Annotated in this window: 15 protein-coding genes; 9 read left to right on the top strand and 6 right to left on the bottom strand. The window is 71.9% G+C overall.

Annotated features, from left to right (window positions below; all coding sequences use genetic code 11):
• Window positions 1-2: 2 nt before the first annotated feature.
• Window positions 3-1,970: a radical copper oxidase GlxA gene (gene glxA / locus ABTZ54_RS23210; RefSeq protein WP_351666266.1), complete on the top strand. Its 1,968-nt coding sequence runs from the start codon at window positions 3-5 to the stop codon at window positions 1,968-1,970.
• A gap of 24 nt (window positions 1,971-1,994) precedes the next feature.
• On the opposite strand, the gene ABTZ54_RS23205 is transcribed toward glxA, so the two are convergent.
• Together ABTZ54_RS23205 and ABTZ54_RS23200 are read right to left on the bottom strand one after the other, a co-directional pair.
• Window positions 1,995-3,017, bottom strand: a complete 1,023-nt coding sequence (locus ABTZ54_RS23205) for a glycoside hydrolase family 6 protein (RefSeq protein ID WP_351666264.1) — start codon at window positions 3,015-3,017, stop codon at window positions 1,995-1,997.
• A 65-nt stretch (window positions 3,018-3,082) separates the two neighbouring features.
• Window positions 3,083-4,081 carry an ArsR/SmtB family transcription factor gene (locus ABTZ54_RS23200; protein ID WP_351666254.1) on the bottom strand — a complete coding sequence of 333 codons (999 nt, stop codon included), beginning with the start codon at window positions 4,079-4,081 and terminating at the stop codon, window positions 3,083-3,085.
• Window positions 4,082-4,159: 78 nt separating this feature from the next.
• Between ABTZ54_RS23200 and ABTZ54_RS23195 the strand changes: the two genes are divergently transcribed.
• From ABTZ54_RS23195 to icmA, 4 genes are all read left to right on the top strand, one after another.
• The gene (locus ABTZ54_RS23195; protein ID WP_351666252.1) at window positions 4,160-5,473 is read left to right on the top strand and encodes an MFS transporter; all 1,314 of its coding nucleotides are present in this window, start codon (window positions 4,160-4,162) and stop codon (window positions 5,471-5,473) included.
• 9 nt (window positions 5,474-5,482) lie between these two features.
• The gene (locus tag ABTZ54_RS23190) at window positions 5,483-5,992 is read left to right on the top strand and encodes a MarR family winged helix-turn-helix transcriptional regulator (RefSeq protein WP_351666250.1); all 510 of its coding nucleotides are present in this window, start codon (window positions 5,483-5,485) and stop codon (window positions 5,990-5,992) included.
• 54 nt (window positions 5,993-6,046) lie between these two features.
• Window positions 6,047-6,376, top strand: coding sequence for a DUF3817 domain-containing protein (locus tag ABTZ54_RS23185; protein ID WP_351666248.1), 330 nt, complete (start codon window positions 6,047-6,049; stop codon window positions 6,374-6,376).
• A gap of 81 nt (window positions 6,377-6,457) precedes the next feature.
• Entirely contained in the window at window positions 6,458-8,158 is a 1,701-nt protein-coding gene (gene icmA, locus ABTZ54_RS23180; protein ID WP_351666246.1) for a coenzyme B12-dependent isobutyryl-CoA mutase large subunit, read from the top strand.
• 91 nt (window positions 8,159-8,249) lie between these two features.
• Here icmA and ABTZ54_RS23175 read toward each other — a convergent pair whose 3' ends face one another.
• On the bottom strand, window positions 8,250-8,876 hold the full coding sequence (locus ABTZ54_RS23175) for a TetR/AcrR family transcriptional regulator (RefSeq protein ID WP_351666244.1): 627 nt from the start codon (window positions 8,874-8,876) through the stop codon (window positions 8,250-8,252).
• A gap of 263 nt (window positions 8,877-9,139) precedes the next feature.
• Between ABTZ54_RS23175 and ABTZ54_RS23170 the strand changes: the two genes are divergently transcribed.
• The 4 genes from ABTZ54_RS23170 to ABTZ54_RS23155 all read left to right on the top strand — a co-directional run bounded on the left by ABTZ54_RS23170 (window position 9,140) and on the right by ABTZ54_RS23155 (window position 13,343).
• Complete coding sequence (locus tag ABTZ54_RS23170) at window positions 9,140-10,111, top strand: tetratricopeptide repeat protein (RefSeq protein ID WP_351666242.1); 972 nt, start codon at window positions 9,140-9,142, stop codon at window positions 10,109-10,111.
• Between the two features lie 569 nt (window positions 10,112-10,680).
• Complete coding sequence (locus ABTZ54_RS23165; RefSeq protein WP_351666240.1) at window positions 10,681-11,334, top strand: DUF6230 family protein; 654 nt, start codon at window positions 10,681-10,683, stop codon at window positions 11,332-11,334.
• Window positions 11,335-11,458: 124 nt separating this feature from the next.
• A complete protein-coding gene (locus ABTZ54_RS23160; RefSeq protein WP_351666238.1) occupies window positions 11,459-12,031 on the top strand; it encodes a DUF6114 domain-containing protein in 573 nt (190 codons plus the stop codon).
• Complete coding sequence (locus tag ABTZ54_RS23155; protein ID WP_351666236.1) at window positions 12,021-13,343, top strand: hypothetical protein; 1,323 nt, start codon at window positions 12,021-12,023, stop codon at window positions 13,341-13,343. The genes ABTZ54_RS23160 and ABTZ54_RS23155 overlap by 11 nt, the downstream gene beginning before the upstream one ends.
• A gap of 74 nt (window positions 13,344-13,417) precedes the next feature.
• On the opposite strand, the gene pyk is transcribed toward ABTZ54_RS23155, so the two are convergent.
• From pyk to pta, 3 genes are all read right to left on the bottom strand, one after another.
• Window positions 13,418-14,836 carry a pyruvate kinase gene (gene pyk, locus ABTZ54_RS23150; protein WP_351666234.1) on the bottom strand — a complete coding sequence of 473 codons (1,419 nt, stop codon included), beginning with the start codon at window positions 14,834-14,836 and terminating at the stop codon, window positions 13,418-13,420.
• 74 nt (window positions 14,837-14,910) lie between these two features.
• A complete protein-coding gene (locus ABTZ54_RS23145; protein WP_351666232.1) occupies window positions 14,911-16,158 on the bottom strand; it encodes an acetate kinase in 1,248 nt (415 codons plus the stop codon).
• Window positions 16,155-18,248 carry a phosphate acetyltransferase gene (gene pta / locus ABTZ54_RS23140; RefSeq protein WP_351666230.1) on the bottom strand — a complete coding sequence of 698 codons (2,094 nt, stop codon included), beginning with the start codon at window positions 18,246-18,248 and terminating at the stop codon, window positions 16,155-16,157. Before pta ends, ABTZ54_RS23145 begins: the two co-directional genes overlap by 4 nt.
• Window positions 18,249-18,254 lie beyond the last annotated feature (6 nt).

Raw genomic sequence — 18,254 nt, 5'->3', positions numbered from 1 at the left:
CCATGGCCTACCGGCCGTCCAAGCAGTTCAGGAAGGCCCTGCTCGGCAGCGGCGCCGTCCTCGTCCTGGCGGCGCTCAACGCCCCGGCGGCGCTCTCCTTCGCCACCGAGAAGTACCACGCCTACAAGATCGCCCAGCCGGGCTACCAGCGGGAGTTCGGCTCCTGGTCGGTGGTCCCGGTCCCCGACGCGTACCGCGTCAACGCCATCCACGCGGCCCTGCTGCACACCGGCAAGGTGCTGCTGATCGCGGGCTCCGGCAACAACCAGAAGAAGTTCGACGCCGGCACCTTCGAGACCGTCCTCTGGGACCCGGTGAGGAACACCTTCAAGAAGATCCCCACCCCCGAGGACTTCTTCTGCTCCGGTCACACCGCGCTCCCAGACGGGCGGCTGCTCGTCGCCGGCGGCACCGCCCGCTACGAGATCCTCGACGGCGAGGTCAAGAAGGCCGGCGGCGGCATGCGGGTCAAGAACGAGAGCCCCGACCGGGCCGTCACCCTGAAGAAGGGCACCCTCTTCCGCTCGCCCTCCGGGGTCGAGTACGTCTCCAAGACCGATGTCACCGTCCCCAAGGCCACGCGCGCGTTCGAGATCTCGTACTTCGCGTCCGGCCAGATGAAGCCCTGGAAGACCAAGGTCACCGCGGCCGAGGCACGGGTCTTCGTGGAGGCCGTGGAGGAGGGCCCGCAGGCCCTGACCACGGAGGCCGCGCAGTACGAGGTCGTCGGGCTCAAGGGCGAGGACGCCGACAACGTCTACGGCCTCGCCCAGCGGCTCACCACCGAGAAGCAGGACTTCCAGGGCATCAGGGCCGCCTACGAGTTCGACCCCGGGGCCGAGCGGTACGTCCCGGTGGCGCCCATGAAGGACGCCCGCTGGTACCCGACCCTGGTCACCCTCGCCGACGGCAAGGTCCTCGCCGTCTCCGGGCTCAACGACGTCGGCGACGTCGTCCCCGGCGACAACGAGATCTACGACCCCGCGACCAAGAAGTGGTCCAAGGGCCCCTTCCGCTACTTCCCCACCTACCCCTCGCTCTTCCTCACCAAGGGCGGCAAGCTGCTCTACACCGGCTCCAACGCCGGTTACGGCCCCGCCGACAAGGGCCGCGAGCCGGGCCTGTGGGACCTGAGGAAGAACTCCTTCACCAAGCTGGGCGGCCTCACCGACCCGGACCAGCTGGAGACCTCCTCCTCCCTCCTGCTGCCGCCCGCGCAGGACCAGCGGGTGATGGTCCTCGGCGGCGGCGGGGTCGGCGAGTCGCCCGCCGCCACCGCCCGCACCTCGATCGTCGACCTGTCGAAGGAGGGCCCGGTCTTCCGCGACGGACCCGCCCTGCCCCAGGGCACCCGCTACCTCAGCAGCGTGCTCATGCCCGACGACACCGTCTTCACCAGCGGCGGCTCCGGCGACTACCGGGGCCGCAGCGGCAGCGACATCCTCCGGGCCCAGTTCTACGACCCGAGGACCAACGCCTTCACCGCCGCCGCCGAACCCACCGTCGGCCGCAACTATCACTCCGAGGCGCTGCTGCTGCCCGACGGCCGGGTCGCCACCTTCGGCTCCGACCCGCTCTTCGACGACACCGACAACACCAAGCTGGGCACCTTCGAACAGCGCATCGAGGTCTTCACCCCGCCCGCCCTGCACCGGGGCGGCGCCGACCGGCCGGTCCTCGGCGAGGGCCCGGGCGCGCCCGACCGGAACGGGCGCGTGACGTTCCGTACCAAGGACGCCGCCCGGATCGCCAGGGCCCGGCTGATGCGGCCCAGCGCCGTCACCCACACCACCGACGTCGAACAGCGCTCGGTCGAACTGGGCCTGACCAAGGCGCCGGACGGGTCGGCCGTCACCGTCCAGGTCCCCGCCGACCGCACCCTGGTCCCGCCCGGCTGGTACATGGTCTTCGTCACCGACCGGGACGGGATCCCGTCCGAGGCGAGGTGGATCCGGGTGGGGGAGGGCTGAGGCCTTCGCGCGTACGGAGCGGGCTCAGGCCTTCGCGCGCCGGGCGAGCCCCAGCGCGTAGTCGGGCCACCAGGTACCGGCGGCCGGGCCGCCCCGGCAGGGGCCGTCCGAGTCGCCGGGCCGCTTGATCCACAGATAGGCGTCGACCAGCTCGTCCCCGGTCCGGTCGGTCGGCGGCACCCCCAGCGAACGGCCCGGCGGGTTGCACCAGCCCTCCGGCCGGTCGCCCGGCAGCGGGCCGGCCCCGTTGCGGCTGGTGTCCACGGTGAAATGGGTGCCGCCGAGCAGCCGGGAGAGCCCGGCGCCGAAGCCCCGGACCACGTCGTTGGTCTGGAAGTTGGACACGTTCAGCGCGAAACCGTCGGCCCGCGCGACCCCCGCCCGCCGCAACGGCTCCACCAGCTTGTCCGGCCGCTCGATCCAGGCCGGATTGCCCGCGTCCAGATAGACCCGGGTCCGCGGCTGCCGCTTGAAGCGCTGGACCGCCTCCGCGAGCAGCCGGAGCCGCTCCTCGTGGTACTCCGCCGGGGTGCAGCCGTCCACGATGTGCGGCACCGCGTCCGGCTCCAGGACCACGACCGCCGGGGCGTCGCCGATGGCGGCGGCGAAGGCGTCCACCCAGCGCCGGTACGCGGCGGCGTCGTGCGCCCCGCCCGCCGAGTACAGGCCGCAGTCGCGGTGCGGGATGTTGTACGCGACGAAGAGCACCGTCCGCAGCCCGGGCGCCGCGCCCCGCACCGCCTTCGCCACATCCGGTACGGGATCGTCGCCGGCCGGCCAGTCGGCGACCGGCCGCTCCGAGATCCGCTTGAGCAGCCGGGCGTCCTCCGCCCGCCCCTGCGCCTCGTACTGCCGCACCTGCCGGGCCGCGTCGCTCTCCGGGTCCACCCAGAACGGCGAGCCGCCCGTCGGGGGCGCCGCCTCGCCGCGCGAGGAGGGCGGCCCGACGGGAGCGACGGGCGCCTCACCGCGCCCGCAGCCGGAGAGCGGCAGCGCGGCGACGAGGGCGAGAGCGGCGACGGTGACGGTGACGGAGCGACGGGACATCCGGCCCCCAGGGTCGGGATACGGGAGGGGTTACGGAACAGACCGGGGTCATCCTCACATAACGGTCAGTCGCCGTCCGGCTGCGACACCGCCAGCGCGATCCCCAACGGCGTCCGCTCGTACAGCACCTGATGCCCGTAGCGCCGCGAGACCAGCAGCCCGGCCGCCCGCAGCACCGACAGATGCGCCGACACCGACGAGGGCGCGAGCGCCAGCCGGTGCGCCAGCGCCGTCGTCCCGGCCGGCTCCTCCAGGGCGCACAGCACGTCCGCCCGCGCCCGTCCGAGCAGCCGCGCCAGCGCCTCCGGCGTCCGGTCCCGGGCCTCCGTCCACAGGCCGCCGATGCCCCGTGCCGGATACGCCACCGTCGGCTGCCACGGCGGATCGAAGCCGCTCACCACGTCCGGCCAGGTGAACACCGAGGGCAGCAGCACCAGACCCTGCCCGTCCAGGGCCCGCACATGCTCGCCGTGGTAGTCCACCGTCAGCGTCGCGGTCTCCTCCGCCCAGTCGAAGGCCGGATGCAGCTCCGCGAGCAGCCGCTCCAGACCCCCCTCGGCCAGCCGCCGCGAGTGGTACGCCACATCCGCCTCCAACAGCGCCCGCAACCGCGGCCACTCCGGCTCGACCAGCGCCTCCCAGGCCCGCTCAAGGAGATCGGCCAGCCGCTCAAGCGACCCGGCGGGATCCGCCAGCATCCGCCGCCCCTCCTCCGTGGCCGCCGCGCCGGGCGTCTCCGCGAGCGCGCGCCGGAAGTCGTCCAGGGCGAGCGCCGGGTCGGTCTCCCGTACCGCCGCGATCTCCCGCTCGAACGGCGTGGCCGTCCCGATCGGCGGCGGATAGAGGAAGTCGGGACTGTGCCCGCGCAGCGGCATCAAGAGATGCAGCGGCCCCAGATCCACCCCCGCCGCCGCCTCCGCGATCCGCCGCAGCCACGGCAGGTGGTACCCCTGCTGCCGCGGCCGGGCAAGCACCCGCACCGCGCAGTGCGTCTCCCACAGCGGCGAGATCGCGAACCGGATACGCAACGGATCGGCCTCGCCGAAGTGCAGGTGGTACGGCATGGGCGCGCCTCCGGCCCGGAAGATTCGGCTGGGCCCGAAAGTCTAGGGCCAGGGCCCGACCGCCCGCACGCTCCTCCCATGCCCACGAACGACACCGGGGCGCCCGCGGCGGCCCCCGCGCACACCCCTGCCCCGGCGCCCGAGCCCGCCCCCGCGCCGGAGCCCGCGCCCGCCGCCCCCGCCTCGCCCGGATACGCCGCCGTCTTCGCCGTACGCGAGTTCCGCTTCGTCTTCGTCGCCCATCTCTTCTCCCTCCTCGGCGTCGTCGTCAGCGAACTCGCGCTCACCGTGCTCGTCTACGACCTCACCCGCTCCCCGCTGCTCTCCTCCCTCACCTTCGCCCTCGGCTTCCTGCCCTACCTCCTCGGCGGCACCCTCCTCGCCGGCGTCGCCGACCGCTTCCCGCCCCGCCGCGTCCTCGTCGTCTGCGACCTCGTCTGCGCCGGCTGCGTCGCGCTCATGGTCCTGCCGACCACCCCCGTCGCCGCCCTGCTCGCCCTGCGCTGCGCCGTCGCCGCCGTCGCCCCCGTCTTCAACGGCACCCGCATCGCGACCCTCGCCGACATCCTCGGCGAGGGCGACCTCTTCGTCCTCGGCCGCTCCCTGCTCCGGATCGTCTCCCAGAGCGCCCTGCTCACCGGGTTCGGCGTCGGCGGACTGCTGCTCACCGTGCTCACCCCGCGCGGCGCCATCGCCGTCACCGCCGCCACCTTCCTCGCCTCCGCCCTGCTGCTGCGCCTCGGCACCGCCCGCCGCCCCGCCCGCGCCCCCGAGCGGCGCGAGGGCATCGGGGCCACCTGGGGCATCCTGCGCGACCGGCGGATCCGGGCGCTCATGCTGCTCTTCTGGGTCCCCCCGCTCTTCTTCGTCGTGCCCGAGGCCCTCGCCGCCCCCTACGCCGACGAGATCGGCGTCTCCACCGCCGCCCTCGGCCTCCTCATGTGCGCCGTACCCGCCGGCACGATCCTGGGTGAGCTCTTCGCAGGCTCCGCCCTCAGCGCCGCCACCCGCGCGCGGATCGTGCACCCGCTCCTCCTGACCGGCTTCCTGCCCTTCCTCGTGTACGCGCTGCGCCCCGGCCTCGCCCTCGCGGCCGCCGCGCTCTTCCTGGCCGGGGCGGCGGGCGCGTACAGCCTCGGACTGGACGCCTGGTTCGTCGCCGCCGTGCCCGAGGAGCAGCGCGGCCGGGCGATGACCCTGATGACCGCGGGCATGATGACCGTGCAGGGCCTCGGCATGGCGGGCGCGGGGCTCGCCGCCGAGTTCACGTCCGTCCACACCGTCGTCGCGGGCACCGGCGTGCTCGCCACGCTGTGCGTGCTCGGGCTCGTCCTGGAGGTGCGGGCGACCGAAAGGCGAGACGCGGCTGACCGTCATATGACCAGTGGGTAAGGTCGACGCGTGCCCAAGCCGCTCAGTCTCCCCTTCGACCCCATCGCCCGCGCCGACGAACTCTGGCAGCGGCGCTGGGGTCCGGTCCCCTCGATGGCCGCGATCACCTCGATCATGCGCGCCCACCAGATCCTGCTGGCCGAGGTGGACGCGGTGGTCAAGCCGTACGGACTGACCTTCGCGCGGTACGAGGCGCTGGTGCTGCTCACCTTCTCCAAGGCGGGCGAGCTGCCGATGTCCAAGATCGGCGAGCGGCTCATGGTGCACCCCACCTCCGTGACGAACACGGTGGACCGCCTGGTGAAGTCGGGCCTGGTCGCCAAGCGCCCCAACCCGAACGACGGCCGCGGCACCCTCGCCACCATCACCGAGAAGGGCCGCGAGGTGGTCGAGGCCGCCACCCGGGACCTGATGGAGATGGACTTCGGACTCGGGGCGTACGACTCGGAGGAGTGCGCCGAGATCTTCGCGATGCTGCGCCCGCTGCGGGTCGCGGCGCACGACTTCGACGAGGGCTGAGCCGCCGGGGACCCGGCGGAAGATCGCCCGGATCGTGCCGTTACGCTCGACGGCATGAAAGAGAATGTGCTGACCCGCTACCGGGTGATGGCCTACGCCACCGCGATCTGGCTCCTCGTCTTCACGGGCGCGATCATCGCCAAGTACGTGTTCAAGGTCGGCGACACCATGCTGATCTCGCAGATCCACGGCGTGCTCTTCATCATCTACGTGCTGTTCGCCTTCGACCTGGGCTCCAAGGCGAAGTGGCCGCTCGGCAAGCTGGTGTGGGTGCTGGCCGCCGGCTGCATCCCCTTCGCCTCGTTCTTCGTCGAGCCGAAGATCACCCGCGAGGCGCGCGCGCTGATCGCGGACGCGGCGGACCCCGTGACCGTCAAGGCCTGATCCCGGGTCCACCTCACCCCCGCACGGATGTGCGGGGGTTTCCCATCGACATTTACTAGGACGTCCTAGTAAATTCGAACCATGGACGCTGACGCCATCGAGGAAGGCCGCCGTCGCTGGCAGGCCCGTTACGACAAGGCCCGCAAGCGCGACGCCGACTTCACCACGCTCTCCGGCGACGCCGTGGAGCCGGTCTACGGCCCGCGCCCCGGGGACACCTACGAGGGGTTCGAGCGCATCGGCTGGCCCGGTGAGTACCCCTTCACCCGAGGGCTGCACCCGACCGGCTACCGCGGCCGGACCTGGACCATCCGCCAGTTCGCCGGCTTCGGCAACGCGGAGCAGACCAACGAGCGCTACAAGATGATCCTGGCCGCCGGCGGCGGCGGCCTCTCGGTCGCCTTCGACATGCCGACCCTGATGGGCCGCGACTCCGACGACCCCCGCTCCCTGGGCGAGGTCGGCCACTGCGGCGTCGCCATCGACTCCGCCGCCGACATGGAGGTCCTGTTCAAGGACATCCCGCTCGGCGACGTCACCACCTCGATGACGATCTCAGGACCGGCCGTCCCGGTCTTCTGCATGTACCTGGTCGCCGCCGAGCGCCAGGGCGTCGACCCGGCCGTCCTCAACGGGACGCTCCAGACCGACATCTTCAAGGAGTACATCGCGCAGAAGGAGTGGCTCTTCCAGCCCGAGCCGCACCTGCGCCTGATCGGCGACCTCATGGAGCACTGCGCCGCCGGCATCCCCGCGTACAAGCCGCTCTCGGTCTCCGGCTACCACATCCGCGAGGCCGGGGCGACGGCCGCGCAGGAGCTCGCGTACACCCTCGCCGACGGCTTCGGCTACGTCGAGCTCGGCCTCTCCCGCGGCCTGGACGTCGATGTCTTCGCGCCCGGCCTGTCCTTCTTCTTCGACGCGCACCTCGACTTCTTCGAGGAGATCGCGAAGTTCCGCGCGGCCCGCCGGATCTGGGCCCGCTGGATGAAGGAGGTGTACGGGGCCAAGACCGACAAGGCGCAGTGGCTCCGCTTCCACACCCAGACCGCCGGTGTCTCGCTCACCGCGCAGCAGCCGTACAACAACGTGGTGCGCACGGCCGTCGAGGCCCTGTCCGCCGTGCTCGGCGGCACCAACTCGCTGCACACCAACGCCCTCGACGAGACCCTCGCGCTGCCCAGCGAGCAGGCCGCCGAGATCGCCCTGCGCACCCAGCAGGTGCTCATGGAGGAGACCGGCGTGGCCAACGTGGCCGACCCGCTGGGCGGCTCCTGGTACGTCGAGCAGCTCACCGACCGGATCGAGGCCGACGCCGAGAAGATCTTCGACCAGATCAAGGAGCGCGGTCTGCGCGCCCACCCGGACGGCAGGCACCCGATCGGTCCGATCACCTCCGGCATCCTGCGCGGCATCGAGGACGGCTGGTTCACCGGCGAGATCGCCGAGTCGGCCTTCCGCTACCAGCAGTCCCTGGAGAAGGGCGAGAAGCGGGTCGTCGGCGTCAACGTGCACCACGGCTCGGTCACCGGCGACCTGGAGATCCTGCGGGTCAGCCACGAGGTCGAGTGGGAGCAGGTGCGGGTCCTCGGCGAGCGCAAGGGCCGCCGCGACGACGCGAAGGTCACCGCCTGCCTGGACGCGATGCTGGCCGCGGCCCGGGACGGCTCCAACATGATCGGCCCGATGCTGGACGCGGTACGGGCCGAGGCCACGCTCGGCGAGATCTGCGACGTGCTGCGCGAGGAGTGGGGCATCTACACGGAGCCCGCGGGCTTCTAGCCGTACGGATACGGAGGAGAGGGCCCCGCACGACGGCGTGCGGGGCCCTCCCGCGTCCGCGCGCCGCCTGCCGCTCGTCCGCGCCGGGCCCCTACTGCTCCGCCGCCGCCGCGAGGCCGCCGAGGAGCAGGGTGGTGAGGCGGCGCACCCAGGCCTCGTCCACCGGTTCCGCGCTGACCAGCGCCCGGTGCACCACCGCGCCCGCGACCACGTCGAAGATGAGGTCGTCGATCGCCTCGACGGTCAGCGGGTCGCGCTCCCCGGGGAGTTCGCCGCGCTCCTGGGCGCGCTGTCGGCCCTCCAGGACCAGGCGCTTCTGGCGGTCCACGATCGAGGCGCGGATCCGCTCGCGCAGCGGCTCGTCGCGGGTGGACTCGGCGACCACCGCCATCAGGGCGGTCTTGGTCTCGGGGCGGCCGAGGAGCTCCGCGAACTGGAGCACCACGTCGGCGATGTCGGCCTGGAGGGAACCCCGGTCGGGCAGGTCGAGTTCGTCGAAGAGGACGGCGACGGCGTCGACGACGAGTTCGTTCTTGTTGGCCCAGCGGCGGTACAGGGTGGTCTTGGCGACCCCGGCCCGGCTCGCGACGTCGCCCATCGTCAGCTTGGACCAGCCCAGCTCCACCAGGGCCGCCCGGGTCGCCTCCAGGATGGCCGTGTCGGCCTCGGCGGAACGGGGGCGTCCGGATCGGGCGCGGGAGTGGGGGCGGCTGCACATGGAGGTCGACCATACCCGCCGGTAGGTATTGCGCCAGGGGGCGGTGATGTGAGGCAGTTCACGAACCGGGCCTCCCCACGGCGGGGGGTGGAGGATTACGCTACGACCCGTAGCGAAAGGCTTTTCAGGGGCCGGCTCGCGACAACCACCCGCGCCTGGTGGGGACCCGGCGCAGACGAACAGCGGTCCGTGCCGTCCTCCGTGGACGGCACGGATCAGCCATGGCTTACCGGTTACGCGCGCGGAAGGGGGAGGATGTAGTCATGCAGCCCCGAAACATGTCCATGAGCGGCGTCGTCGACCTCGCCGCGGTGAAGGCGGCCGGAGAGGCCAAGGCGAAGGCGGAGCAGGCGCGCGCCGAGGCCGCCCGGCAGGGCGGGACGCCCGCCGTCGCGCCTTCCGCCCTGGTGATCGACGTCGACGAGGCCGGCTTCGAGCGCGATGTGCTCCAGCGTTCCGCCGAGGTCCCGGTCGTCATCGACTTCTGGGCCGAGTGGTGCGAGCCCTGCAAGCAGCTCGGCCCCCTCCTGGAGCGGCTCGCCGTCGAGTACAACGGCCGCTTCCTGCTCGCCAAGGTCGACGTCGACGCCAACCAGATGCTGATGCAGCAGTTCGGCATCCAGGGAATTCCGGCCGTTTTCGCGGTGGTCGCCGGCCAGGCGCTGCCGCTCTTCCAGGGCGCGTCCCCGGAGCCCCAGATCCGCGAGATCCTCGACCAGCTGATCCTGGTCGGCGAGGAGCGCTTCGGTCTGACGGGCATCCAGGTGGACCCCGCCGCCGAGGGCGTGGCCGCCGAGTCCGCGGCCGCTCCGGTCGGCCCGTACGACGCCCTGCTCGAAGCGGCCATGTCCGCGCTCGACGCCGGTGACATGGCCGGCGCCGTCCAGGCGTACAAGAACGTGCTCGCGGACGACCCGGAGCACCCGGAGGCCCGGCTGGGGCTCGCCCAGGCCGAGCTGCTCGCCCGGGTGCAGGCGATGGACCCGGCGGCGGTGCGCAAGGCCGCGGCCGACGGCCCGGCCGATGTCGCCGCGCAGATCGCCGCCGCCGACCTGGATCTGGCGGGCGGTCATGTCCAGGACGCGTTCGGCCGGCTGATCGAGACGGTCCGCCGCACGGCGGGCGAGGACCGGACCGCGGCCCGGCTGCGGCTCCTGGAGCTGTTCGAGGTCATCGGCTCCGACGACCCGCGCGTGACGGCGGCCCGACAGGCGCTGGCGAGGGCGCTGTACTAGGCCGGTCGCCCCGTCCGTACGGGGACGATTTGGCGACACAGTGACATTCGGCGGCCGCGCTTTACCAAAACTTGGTAATCGCGGCCGCTGTTACTTGCAGTAAATCGAACCCGTGATTACGTCCGGATTCCTCCTTCCTTATCCCCTTTTGTCCCATCACGCGACGACACCCTGAGTCGCGGTCCGGCCCCGGCCTGTCGTGCTGCGGTTATCAGGCCGTTACTAGCCAGTAACGAACCCCCTTGTGCGGGCGCCCGGAATGGACCACGATCGGCGACGCTCGGTCCGATGCCGCACCAGTGGCAGCGGGTCCCCACCGGGCGGGCCGGCGGCGGTGCCGCCGGTCGTGGACAGGGGGGTTCCTGCTCTGACCGGCAGGGCCTGTCCAATCCGGCCGCGCGCACGGCGTGGCCAGTGGTTGTCGCTCGGGGGTGACCGCCGGTGATTCGGACGCGCGTCGTGCCGCCTGAGCCCTCGGCGCTCCCCTTCCCGAGGACGTAACGCTTCTCCCATCCCAGGACGGGCCCGGGGCCCATCCGGAGATGTACGTCCGAGAAGGAGGAATTCTCATGAAGTCCCAGGTTCGTGGCGGGACCAGATGGAAGCGGTTCGCCGTCGTCATGGTGCCGAGCGTGGCCGCGACGGCCGCGATCGGTGTCGGCCTGGCCCAGGGCGCGCTCGCCGCGTCCTTCAGCATCTCCGGCCAGGAGTTCAAGGTGAAGGCCGACAGTCTCGTCGGCAAGGACTTCGTCCAGTACGGCAGCGTGGACGCCGGTAAGGACCTCGAAGGCAAGGCCTTCGCGGAGCCCGTCGCCGTGTCCGGCTTCTCCGAGGCCTGGATCAGCAACATGTGCCAGTCCGTCGTGACGCCGAACGTCCCGTTCGTCGGCGACGTCACGCTGGTGCTGAAGGCCGGCACGCAGAACAACAAGCCGGTCTACGCGAAGGACATCTACCTCGATGTCTCCGAGCTGAAGGCCGACGCCGAGTTCGGCAACATCGACATCGGTGTCGCCGCGGGCAAGCTGGCCAAGGCGGACGGCAAGCCGGGCATCCAGCCGGGTACCCAGGCCAACCCGTACGGCTTCGGCCAGCGGGCCGAGGACGCGAAGCTCACCGACGTCCACCAGAAGGCGTGGGCCACCACGGCCGCGACCTTCAAGCTGCCGAACCTCGACCTCTCCCTCAAGCGGGGCAAGGGCGCCGGGGTCGAGTGCTACTGATGCCGACGTCCCTCCGGGACTGACGCGTCCAGGGTGCGGGGCCGTCCCGTACGGCCCCCACCCGCTTCGGCAGCGTTGCCTTCTCCACCTCTTTCAGCAACACCGCTTCCAGGGAGCTGTTTCCATGAGCGCCGAGTCCACTGCTTCCAGCGGAGTCCCCCACGACAACCGGTTCAAGATCTGGCGGCAGACCCGGCCCTTCTGGGCCGGCCTCTTCACCATGATCGGCGGCGTACCGATCGCCTACCTCCCGTACGGGGACATGCGGCTCGGCAACGTCACGCTCGCGATGAAGACGACGGCCGGCGCCGGCGCGCTGATCATCGGCGTCCTGCTCATCACGCTCGGTCTGACCATGTGGTTCCAGCCCCTCGTCCGGGTCTTCGCGGGCGTCGCGGCGATCGTGCTCGCGCTGGTCTCCATCCCCGTGTCGAACTTCGGCGGACTCGTCATCGGCTTCCTCTTCGCCCTGATCGGCGGCGGGATGTCGGCGGCCTGGGCCCCGGCACCCCCGGCCAGGGAACCCGCGGCCGGCGCCGAGCACGACGGGCCCCCGGCCGAGCACCAGGCCGCACCGGTCGAGTACGCGCACATGCACGACGGCACGACGCAGCCCGTGGTCCCGCAGCAGGGTCCCGAGGCGCCGGCGGCCGAGACGACGATCGAAGCCAACGGCGGGAGGAACAGTGCGGGGTGACGAATCACAGTCGGCGGCGCAGACGCCGAGAGGACCGCGCCACGCGGCCCCGCGCAAGTCACTGCTGAACAAGATCCATGTACCGGCGGGCAAGGCGATGGCCCTCGCGGCCATGCCCACCGCGGTGCTCGTCGGCATGGGCCTCACCCCCCGGCTCGCCCTCGCCGACGACAAGGACATCCCCTTCGCGCCCGGCCCGTGCGTGACCCGCTCGGACGAGCCGACCACCGGCGCGAGCGCCAAGCCGGACGAGACCAGGAGCCCCGACCCCACGGCGAGCGCGAGCGCCACCGGGACGGCGAAGCCCGACCCGACCGGGTCCGCGACCAGCTCCCCGGAGCCGACCGCCACCGGTGCCACCGGCGGGACCACCGCCACCACGGCCCCCAAGGCGGGCACGACGCAGGCGCCCGCGCCCAAGGCGACCACGGCCGCGCCCGCGCCCACGCCCACCAAGTCGGTCAACCCGCTCGACCCGCTGGGCCTCGGCGACGCGCTCAAGGACCTGTTCGGCGCACCGGCCGCGACCACCGCGCCCGCCCCCGCCCCGACCACCCCGAGCACGTCGGCACCGGCCGCGCCCAAGCCGACGTCGTCCGCCCCGGCCACCCCGGAGCGGACGACGCCGCCGAAGACCGGCACCACCGGCGGCAAGGGCACGACCACCAAGGGCACGACCACCACCGACAAGGCGGCCGACAAGACCAAGGCCGCCATCAAGTCCGCCGCCGACAAGGCCGGTGCGAAGACCGAGGAGCTGCCGGAGTCCGCCCAGGGCCTCGACGCCAAGAAGGACGAGGACATACCCGACGGCGCGAAGCCGCGCTTCCCGTGCCCCGAGCCGGACGCGAAGGCGCTCGCCGACGCACAGCTGGAGCCGGGCATCCCGCTCCTGCCGGACGAGCCGTGGCTCCTGGAGACCTCGCTGCTCACCCTGCGGGGCCTGGACTACAAGGGCATCGTCGAGGTCAGGACGGGCAGCGGGAAGACCAAGAAGGTACTCAAGTTCACCGCGGACGAGATCGACATCAAGGACCTGCACCAGCTGACGGTGCACTCCGAGGGCCTGACCGGCCATGTCCGCTCGGACCGGGGGTCGACCTCCACGATCCGGCACGGCACGGTGACCATGTACACGGAGGAGCTGAAGGGCAACCTCTTCGGCCTGATCCCGGTCACCTTCAGCCCCGAGACCCCGCCCCCGCTCAACGTCCCCTTCGCCTTCTTCTCCAACGCCAAGGTGACGCAGGCCGGCCAGTTCGGCGGCACGCTCAAGGTCCCGGGCCTGCGCAACACGATCGAGCCCAACTGACGTACGTGTACGCACGTCGTACGACGGAGCCCCCGCCCCTCCGGGGAGGGACGGGGGCTCCGTCGTGCCGTGGGTCAGCCGCCCAGGTGGTGCACCCGGACCATGTTGGTGCTGCCGGGGACGCCGGGGGGCGAACCGGCGGTGATGATCATCGTGTCGCCGGCGTTGAAGCGCTGCAGCTTCAGCAGCTCCGCGTCGACGAGGTCGACCATGGCGTCGGTCGTCTCCACGAACGGCGTCAGGTGGGCCTCGACGCCCCAGCTCAGGGTCAGCTGGTTGCGGGTCGACTCGTCGGTCGTGAAGGCCAGGATCGGCTGGGCCGCGCGGTAGCGCGAGAGCCGGCGGGCCGTGTCGCCGGACTGGGTGAAGGCGATCAGCGCCTTGCCGCCCAGGAAGTCGGCGATCTCGCAGGCCGCGCGGGCGACCGAACCGCCCTGGGTGCGCGGCTTCTTGCCCGGGACCAGGGGCTGGAGGCCCTTGGAGAGCAGCTCCTCCTCGGCCGCGGTGACGATCTTCGACATCGTCTTCACGGTCTCGATCGGGTACGCGCCGACCGAGGACTCGGCCGACAGCATGACCGCGTCCGCGCCGTCCAGGATCGCGTTGGCGACGTCGCTCGCCTCGGCGCGCGTGGGACGCGAGTTGGTGATCATCGACTCCATCATCTGGGTGGCGACGATGACCGGCTTCGCGTTGCGGCGGCACATCTCCACGAGGCGCTTCTGCACCATCGGGACCTTCTCCAGCGGGTACTCCACCGCGAGGTCGCCGCGCGCGACCATGACCGCGTCGAAGGCGTCGACGACGGCGGCCATGTTCTCCACGGCCTGCGGCTTCTCCACCTTGGCGATGACGGGGACCCGGCGGCCCTCCTCGTCCATCACCTTGTGGACGTCCTTGACGTCGTTGGCGTCGCGGACGAAGGAGAGCGCGACCATGTCGCAGCCCATCCGGAGCGCGAAGCGGAGGTCCTCGACGTCCTTCTCGGACAGGGCCGGGACGTTGACCGCCGCGCCGGGCAGGTTGATGCCCTTGTGGTCGGAGATGACACCGCCCTCGATGACGACGGTCTTGACCCGCGGGCCCTCGACCTCGACGACCCGCAGCTCGACGTTGCCGTCGTTGATGAGGACCTGGTCGCCCTTGGACACGTCACCGGGCAGACCCTTGTACGTGGTGCCGCAGATCGACTTGTCGCCCGGGACGTCCTCGGTGGTGATGGTGAACTCGTCACCGCGCACCAGCTCGACGGGGCCCTCGGCGAAGGTCTCCAGACGGATCTTGGGCCCCTGGAGGTCGGCGAGCACGCCGACGGCGCGGCCGGTGTCCTCGGAGACCTTCCGGACGCGGTCGTACCGCTCCTGGTGCTCTGCCTGGGAGCCGTGGCTGAAGTTGAATCGGGCCACGTTCATGCCGGCCTCGATGAGAGCCTTCAGCTGCTCATAGGAGTCGACGGCGGGGCCCAGCGTGCAGACGATTTTGGAACGGCGCATGGGGCGGATCCTATCGGTTTGTTTCACTGCGGAATATTCCGTCTGGTGGAAAGTACAAATGGGCGGGGGGCCGCTCAGGCGTTCACTCCGTCGGGCGACGTCTCGTGCACGAGTGCGTAGCTCTGCCGGGCGATCTCCAACTCCTCGTCGGTGGGCACCACGGCGACCGCGACCCGGGCGTAGACCGGCGAGATGACCCGGGGCTCGTCGGAACGTACGGCGTTGAGGTCGGCGTCGACCGCCAGGCCCAGCTCCTCCAGGCCGGCGATCGCAGCCTCCCGCACCGGGGCGGCGTTCTCGCCGACCCCCGCCGTGAACGCGACCGCGTCCACCCGGCCGAGCACCGCGTAGTACGCACCGATGTACTTCTTCAGCCGGTGTACGTAGATGTCGAAGGCGAGCGCCGCCCGCGGGTCGCCCTCGTCGACGCGGCGCCGGATCTCGCGCATGTCGTTGTCGCCGCAGAGTCCGACGAGGCCGGACTTCTTGTTCAGCAGGGTGTCGATCTCGTCCGCCGACATCCCCGCCACCCGCTTGAGGTGGAAGGTGACCGCCGGGTCGATGTCGCCCGAGCGGGTGCCCATGACCAGGCCCTCCAGCGGGGTGAGCCCCATGGAGGTGTCCACGCAGCGCCCGCCGGCCACCGCCGAGGCGGACGCGCCGTTGCCCAGGTGCAGCACGATCACGTTCACCTCCTCAGGACGCTTGCCGAGCAGCTTCGCGGTCTCCCGCGAGACGTACGCGTGCGAGGTGCCGTGGAAGCCGTAGCGGCGGATGCGGTGCGCGTCCGCGGTCTCCACGTCGATCGCGTACCGCGCCGCCGACTCCGGCATCGTCGTGTGGAACGCCGTGTCGAAGACCGCCACCTGCGGCAGGTCCGGGCGCAGCGCCTGGGCCGTACGGATGCCGGTGAGGTTGGCCGGGTTGTGCAGCGGCGCCACCGGCACCAGCCGCTCGATCTCGGCGAGCACCTCGTCGTCGACGACGGTCGGCTCGGTGAAGCGGAGCCCGCCGTGCACCACCCGGTGGCCGATCACGGCCAGCTCGGGCGAGTCGAGCCCGAGCCCGTCCGCCGCCAGCTCCTCGGCGACCGCCTTCAGGGCCGCCGCGTGGTCGGGGATCGGCCCGTTCCGCTCGCGCTTCGCGCCGCCGCCGCCCAGGAGCGGGGTGTGCGCGAGACGCGAGGTCTCCTCGCCGATCCGCTCGACCAGACCGACCGCGAGGCGGCTGTCGTCCGCCATGTCGAGCAGCTGGTACTTCACCGACGAGGAGCCGGAGTTGAGGACGAGCACGCGGGTGGGTGCCTGGGTGGGGGTTGTCATGCGGGGAGCTCCTGACCCTGGGCGGGGTTCTGGGACTGGATCGCCGTGATGGCGACGGTGTTGACGATGTCGCTGACGAGCGCGCCGCGCGAGAGGTCGTTCACGGGCTTGCGCAGACCCTGGAGCACCGGGCCGACGGCGACCGCGCCGGCCGAGCGCTGCACGGCCTTGTAGGTGTTGTTGCCGGTGTTGAGGTCCGGGAAGATCAGCACGCTCGCCTGGCCCGCCACCTCGGAGCCGGGCAGCTTGGTCGCCGCCACGGAGGGCTCCACGGCCGCGTCGTACTGGATCGGGCCCTCGATCCGCAGCTCCGGCCGGCTCGCGCGGACCAGCTTGGTGGCCTCGCGCACCTTGTCGACGTCGGCGCCGGAGCCGGAGGTGCCGGTGGAGTACGAGAGCATCGCGATCCGCGGCTCGACGCCGAAGCGGGCGGCGGTGGCCGCGGACTGCACGGCGATGTCGGCCAGCTGCTCGGCGTTCGGGTCCGGGTTGACCGCGCAGTCGCCGTACACGAGGACCTTGTCGGCCAGGCACATGAAGAAGACCGAGGAGACGATCGAGGCGTCCGGCTTGGTCTTGATGATCTCGAAGGCGGGCCGGATTGTGGCGGCGGTGGAGTGCACGGAGCCGGAGACCATGCCGTCGGCGAGGCCCTCCTGGACCATCAGGGTGCCGAAGTAGTTCACGTCCGACACCACGTCGTACGCCAGCTCCACGGTGACGCCCTTGTGGGCGCGCAGCGCCGCGTACTTCTCCGCGAAGGAGTCGCGCAGCTCCGAGGTCTGCGGGTCGATCAGCTGGGTGTCGCCCAGGTCCACGCTCAGGTCGGCGGCCTTCTTGCGGATGGTCTCGACGTCGCCGAGGAGGGTGAGGTCGCAGACGTCGCGGCGCAGCAGCACGTCGGCGGCGCGCAGCACGCGCTCCTCGGTGCCCTCGGGCAGCACCACCCGGCGGCGGTCGGCCCTGGCCTGTTCGAGCAGCTCGTGCTCGAACATCATCGGGGTGACCCGGCCGCTGCGGGCGACGGAGATCCGGCCCAGCAGGTCGGCGGTGTCGACGTGCCGCTCGAACAGGCCGAGGGCGGTCTCCGCCTTGCGGGGCGTCGCCGCGTTCAACTTGCCTTCGAGGGCGAAGAGTTCGGCGGCGGTGGGGAAGCTGTTGCCCGGTACGGAGATGACCGGGGTGCCGGGCGCGAGGCGGGCCGCCAGGGTGAGGATCTCGTCGCTGGGCCGCTCGTTGAGGGTGAGCAGCACGCCGGCGATGGGCGGGGTGCCCGCGGAGTGCGCGGCGAGCGCGCCGACGACCAGGTCGGCCCGGTCCCCGGGGGTGACGACCAGACAGCCGGGGGTCAGCGCGTTGAGGAAGTTCGGCAGCATGGCGCCGCCGAAGACGAAGTCGAGGGCGTCGCGGGCGAGCCCGGCGTCGTCGCCGAGGACGACGGAGGCGCCGAGCGCGTGGGTGATCTGGGCGACGGTCGGCGCGGCGAGGGCCGGCTCGTCGGGCAGTACGTAGCAGGGCACCGGCAGGCGGGCGGACAGCCGCTCGGCGATGGTGGCCCGGTCGTCGCCTGCCACCCGGTTGACGACCATCGCGAGGACGTCGCAGCCGAGCCCGTCGTAGGCGCGGAAGGCGTTGCGGGCCTCGGCCCGTACGGACTCGGCGGTCTGGCCCTTGCCGCCGACCACCGGGATCACCGAGGCGCCGAACTCGTTGGCGAGCCGGGCGTTGAGGGCGAGCTCGTCGGGGAGCTGGGTGCCGGAGAAGTCGGTGCCGAGGACGAGCACGACCTCGTAGGCGCGGGCGACGGCGTGGAAGCGGTCCACGAGCCGGGAGACCAGCTCGTCGGTGCCGCGCTCGGCCTGGAGGTCGCTCGCCTCGTGGTAGTCCATGCCGTAGACGGTCGACGCGTCCTGGCTGAGCCGGTAGCGGCTCCGCAGCAGGTCGAACAGGCGGTCGGGTCCGTCGTGCACGAGCGGACGGAACACCCCCACGCGGTCCACCTGGCGGGTGAGGAGCTCCATGACTCCGAGCTCGACGACCTGACGGCCGTCCCCGCGGTCGATCCCGGTCACGTACACGCTGCGCGTCACGCCGTC

The organism is Streptomyces sp. NPDC094032 (genome assembly GCF_040303965.1).
In the GTDB taxonomy this organism is placed as follows: domain Bacteria; phylum Actinomycetota; class Actinomycetes; order Streptomycetales; family Streptomycetaceae; genus Streptomyces.
This window is presented reverse-complemented; position numbering and strand designations above follow the sequence as displayed.